At 68.3% G+C, this 3,911-nt stretch carries 5 protein-coding genes; all 5 read right to left on the reverse strand.

All coding sequences use genetic code 11. The features are described from left to right. Positions 1–96 precede the first annotated feature (96 nt). Positions 97–444 (reverse strand): alpha/beta-type small acid-soluble spore protein, encoded by a 348-nt coding sequence (locus AB1609_17500; protein ID MEW6048243.1) that lies wholly within the window; start codon positions 442–444, stop codon positions 97–99. Between the two features lie 99 nt (positions 445–543). Further along, positions 544–1,239: a phosphate signaling complex protein PhoU gene (phoU, locus tag AB1609_17505; protein ID MEW6048244.1), complete on the reverse strand. Its 696-nt coding sequence runs from the start codon at positions 1,237–1,239 to the stop codon at positions 544–546. A gap of 61 nt (positions 1,240–1,300) precedes the next feature. Continuing rightward, on the reverse strand, positions 1,301–2,722 hold the full coding sequence (locus AB1609_17510; protein MEW6048245.1) for an ATP-binding protein: 1,422 nt from the start codon (positions 2,720–2,722) through the stop codon (positions 1,301–1,303). 37 nt (positions 2,723–2,759) lie between these two features. Continuing rightward, positions 2,760–3,479 carry a response regulator transcription factor gene (locus tag AB1609_17515; protein ID MEW6048246.1) on the reverse strand — a complete coding sequence of 240 codons (720 nt, stop codon included), beginning with the start codon at positions 3,477–3,479 and terminating at the stop codon, positions 2,760–2,762. 13 nt (positions 3,480–3,492) lie between these two features. Beyond that, a partial coding sequence (locus AB1609_17520) for an ACT domain-containing protein (protein MEW6048247.1) occupies positions 3,493–3,911 on the reverse strand: 419 nt, incomplete at its 5' end.

The following is a 3,911-nucleotide window of genomic DNA, read 5'->3' on the forward strand; positions in this document are numbered from 1 at the left end:
GCCGTGTGGCGCAGGAAAAAGCGCCCGGCCTGCCGTTGCCTTCCGGCTTCTCGGGCAGGCCGGGCCGCGTTGATGCGATGCGCCAGGGTTCGGGTGTTACGAGGTGCCGAACGCTTGCTGGTACTGACCCGGTCGGACTTCCGACGGGTTGTGGGCCGAGGTGGTCCCTCGCTGCGCATCGGGCTCTAGCGGCAAGGAGGTCCGGAACGCCTGCCGGACGTTGCCCGCCGCCTGCTCGACCAGGGTCTGTTCGGCAGCGGCGATCATGCGGCGAACCATGTTGCCGCCCACCGCGCCGCACTCCCGGGCGCTGATGTTGCCCCAGTAGCCCGACTTGTACTCAGGGTTGATGTTGAGCTCAGAGGCGATCTCGTACTTGAACTTGTCCAGCGCGCCCAGGGCCTGGGTGATCAGCGGGCGGTTGCGCTTCTGGCCTGCAGCCACTTGTGGCTCACCTCCCGAGCCTAACTTGGCCCGGGGTGGTGGCCTTTCGCGCATGCAACTTCGGGATCGGCTGCCGGCTGCTGGCGCCCTGCGGGCTTTTCAGCGGGCGGTCTTCGAGCCCAGGATGCGCCCGCGCAGCTGGTGGGCAACCCGCTTGCCCGTTACCATGTAGATCACGCGCTCGCCGATGTTGGTGGCGTGATCCGCGATGCGCTCCAGGTAGCGTGCCACGAAGATCAGGTTGATAGCCTGGGTCACCCGCTTGCTGTCGGCGCCGGCCAGGACGTAGCCCATCAGCTCATCATGCAGCGACGCGAAGAGTTCGTCCACCGGATCGTCCGCCCGGCAGACCGCCTCGGCCAGCTCGACGTCGCGATGCACGAATGCGTCCAGGCTTTGCCGCAGCATCTGCTGGGCCATCTGGGCCATGCGCGGGATGTCGATGAGCGGCTTGAAGAGAGGCTCTCGGGCCAGCCGCACGGTGATCTCCGCGATGTTGGTGGCGTAGTCGGCAACGCGTTCCAGGTCCGTGATCACCTTGAGCACCGTGCCGATAGTGCGAAGATCCCCGGCCAGAGGTTGCTGGAGTGCGATGAGCCGGATGCAGCGTTCCTCCAGCTCCACCTCGAGCTGGTCCACCAGGTCGTCGTCGTCGATGACCTGCACGGCAAGCTGGTGGTCGCGGTCCTTCAGGGACTGCACCGCAAGCTCCACCGACTTTTCGACCAGCGACCCCATGCGCAGGATCTCCTGCTGCAACTGGGCCAGTTCCTGGTCAAAGGCACCCCGCGCCACCCCAGGCCCTGCTCCCTCCGCTATTGCATGATGCCAGTATACGTCGAAAGCGCCGGGGGCTTCAAGGCGCACGGGGAAGCCAGAAGCGAAACGTCGTGCCGGAGCCGACCTCGCTTTCCACCTCGATGCGCCCCCCGTGGCGTTCGATGATGTGGCGCACGATGGAAAGCCCCAGGCCCGTTCCACCCATCTCCCGGGAGCGGGCGCGGTCCACCCGGTAGAAGCGCTCGAAGATGCGCCCGAGGTGCTGGCGGGCGATGCCGATCCCGGTGTCGGATACCTCGATCCGGACCGTCTTGCCATCCTCTTCCGCCCTGGCCCTCACCGCGATCAACCCCGCCGGGGTGTACTTGACGGCGTTGTCGAGCAGGTTGATGAAGACCTGGCGCAGCATGTCTTCGTCGGCCAGCACGGGCGGCAGATCGGCCGGGAAGTCCTGCTCCAGCTTCAGGCCCTTGGCTTCGGCCTTCCGGGCGAACATCAGCACCACGGCCTCGGCCACCCGCGCGACGGAGACCCGTGCGGGGTGGAACTCGGCCGTCCGGGACTCCAGCCGGGAGAGATCGAGCAGGTCGTTGATCAGCGCCACCAGGCGGTCTGTCTCCCTGGCCATGATTTCCAAAAAGCGCGTTCGCGTGGCGGGGTCTTCGGCGGCCCCTGACTGCAGCGCCTCGATGAACCCCTTGAGCGCGGTCAGCGGGGTGCGCAGCTCGTGGGAGACGTTGGCCACGAAGTCCGTGCGCACCCTCTCCAGGCGGCGCAGTTCCGTGACGTCACGTACCAGCGCAACGGCACCCCAGGTCCCGGGTCCCCGGCCGCCAGCGCCGTTTAGCGGGCCTGCCGCGCCGGCCCTGCCCGCGGGGGCAGCCATCGGCGTGGCGGTCACCTGGAGTGTCCGCTCCTCCGGCCCGAGCAACCGGAACTCGTGGACCTGCTGGCGGCCTGTCGCCAGCGTCTCCCCGACCGCGGTGGCCAGGTCGTAGCTGCGGATGGCCTCCACCAGCGGCCTGCCGAGCACCTCTGCGTCCCGCACCCCGAAGAGCTGAGCGGCGGCCTGGTTGAAGAGGATGACGCGCCCGGACCCGTCCACGGCCACGCATCCGTCCACGAGGCTGGCCAGGACGCTGGAGAGTTCGGCCTGGCGCCTGGACGACTGGGCCAGGGCCGACGAGAAGCTTTGCGAGAGCTGCCGCAGGCGTTCGGCAAGCCCGGAGAGCTCCTCGGGCTGGGAAAGGAGCACCTCGCTTGCCTTGCCCTGCTCCATGAGGCCGACGAAGTCGGAGAGGCCCTCGATGGCGGTGCGGACGGATCGGACGGCTCGGCGGGTGAAGAAGAGGCCGATGCCCGCCGCGGCCGTAAGGCCCGCCAGAAGCGCCCCGACGATCCAGGGTACGCCGCCCAGCCGGCCCAACCCGTAGCTGTCGGCTACGAGGCCGGCCAGGAAGGCGACCGCGGCAGCGGAAAGGTGGGAGGCCAACAGCATCCGCCCAAGCGACCTTGGTCGCCGGGCCCGTGAACGCCTACGCAGGGTTCTCTCTCATCCGGTAGCCCACGCCGCGCACGGTCTCGATGTAGCGGGGGTGGGCCGGGTCGTCTTCCAGCTTTTGCCGCAGCCGCACCACGTGCACGTCCACCGTCCGGGTGTCCCCGGCGAAATCGTAACCCCACACCTTGTCCAACAGCAGTTCCCGTGTGAGAACGATGCCCTTGTTGGCCATCAGCATGCGCAACAGGTCGTACTCCTTAGGGGTCAGCTCCACCGGCCGGCGGCGAACCCACACCTGGTGGCGCGCCAGGTCCATGACCACGTCCCCCACGCGAAGCTCGTTCTGGGACGCCGTCTGCACTTCGGCAGGGGCGGCCGCGCCCTGGGCCGCCTGCGACCGCCGCAGCACGGCGCGGACCCGTGCCACCAGTTCCCGGGGGCTGAAGGGCTTGGTGATGTAGTCGTCCGCTCCCAGCTCCAGCCCCACCACCTTGTCCACCTCGCTGGCCTTGGCCGTGAGCATGACGATGGGGACGTTGGTCTTGCGCCGGATCTGCCGGCACACCTCGAGCCCGTCCAGCCCCGGCAGCATCAGGTCGAGAAGCACCAGGTCCGGTTTGGCGCGCTCCACCTTCTCCAGGGCCTCAAGCCCGTCGGACGCGGATTCGGTGACGAACCCCTCCTTCTGCAGTGCGAACTGCACCAGTTCCACGATGGAGGGTTCGTCGTCCACCACCAGCACCCGGTACGGCATCCTCACCGAACCCCTACCACTCCACGACCCGGATGTCCCAGAGGTCGGGGATCTCGCGCAGCATGGCAAGCACCGGCTCCGGGATGCCTGAGTCCACGCCCAGCACCATCACCGCATGGCCGCCGGGCCTGTCCCGGCCCACCTGCATGTACGCGATGTTGATCTGGTGCTGGCCGAGGATGGTGCCCACCTTGCCGATGATGCCGGGGCGATCCATGTGCGACGAGACCAGCAGGTAGCCGGGCTCTTCCACGTTGATCCGGTACCCGTTGATCTCCAGGAGGCGGGGCCGCATGTTCGCCCCCACGTCGCCTGCGACCGCCGGCATCACCCCCCGGACGGTTCGGGGCGAGCGGATCGCAAGCGCGGGACCGCCCTCCTCTCGGGCTGCTTCCTGGCCGGCCTTCTGGCTGTGCGTCTCCAGCACCTCCA

This window comes from Bacillota bacterium, assembly GCA_040754675.1.
In the GTDB taxonomy this organism is placed as follows: Bacteria; Bacillota; Limnochordia; order Limnochordales; family Geochordaceae; genus Geochorda.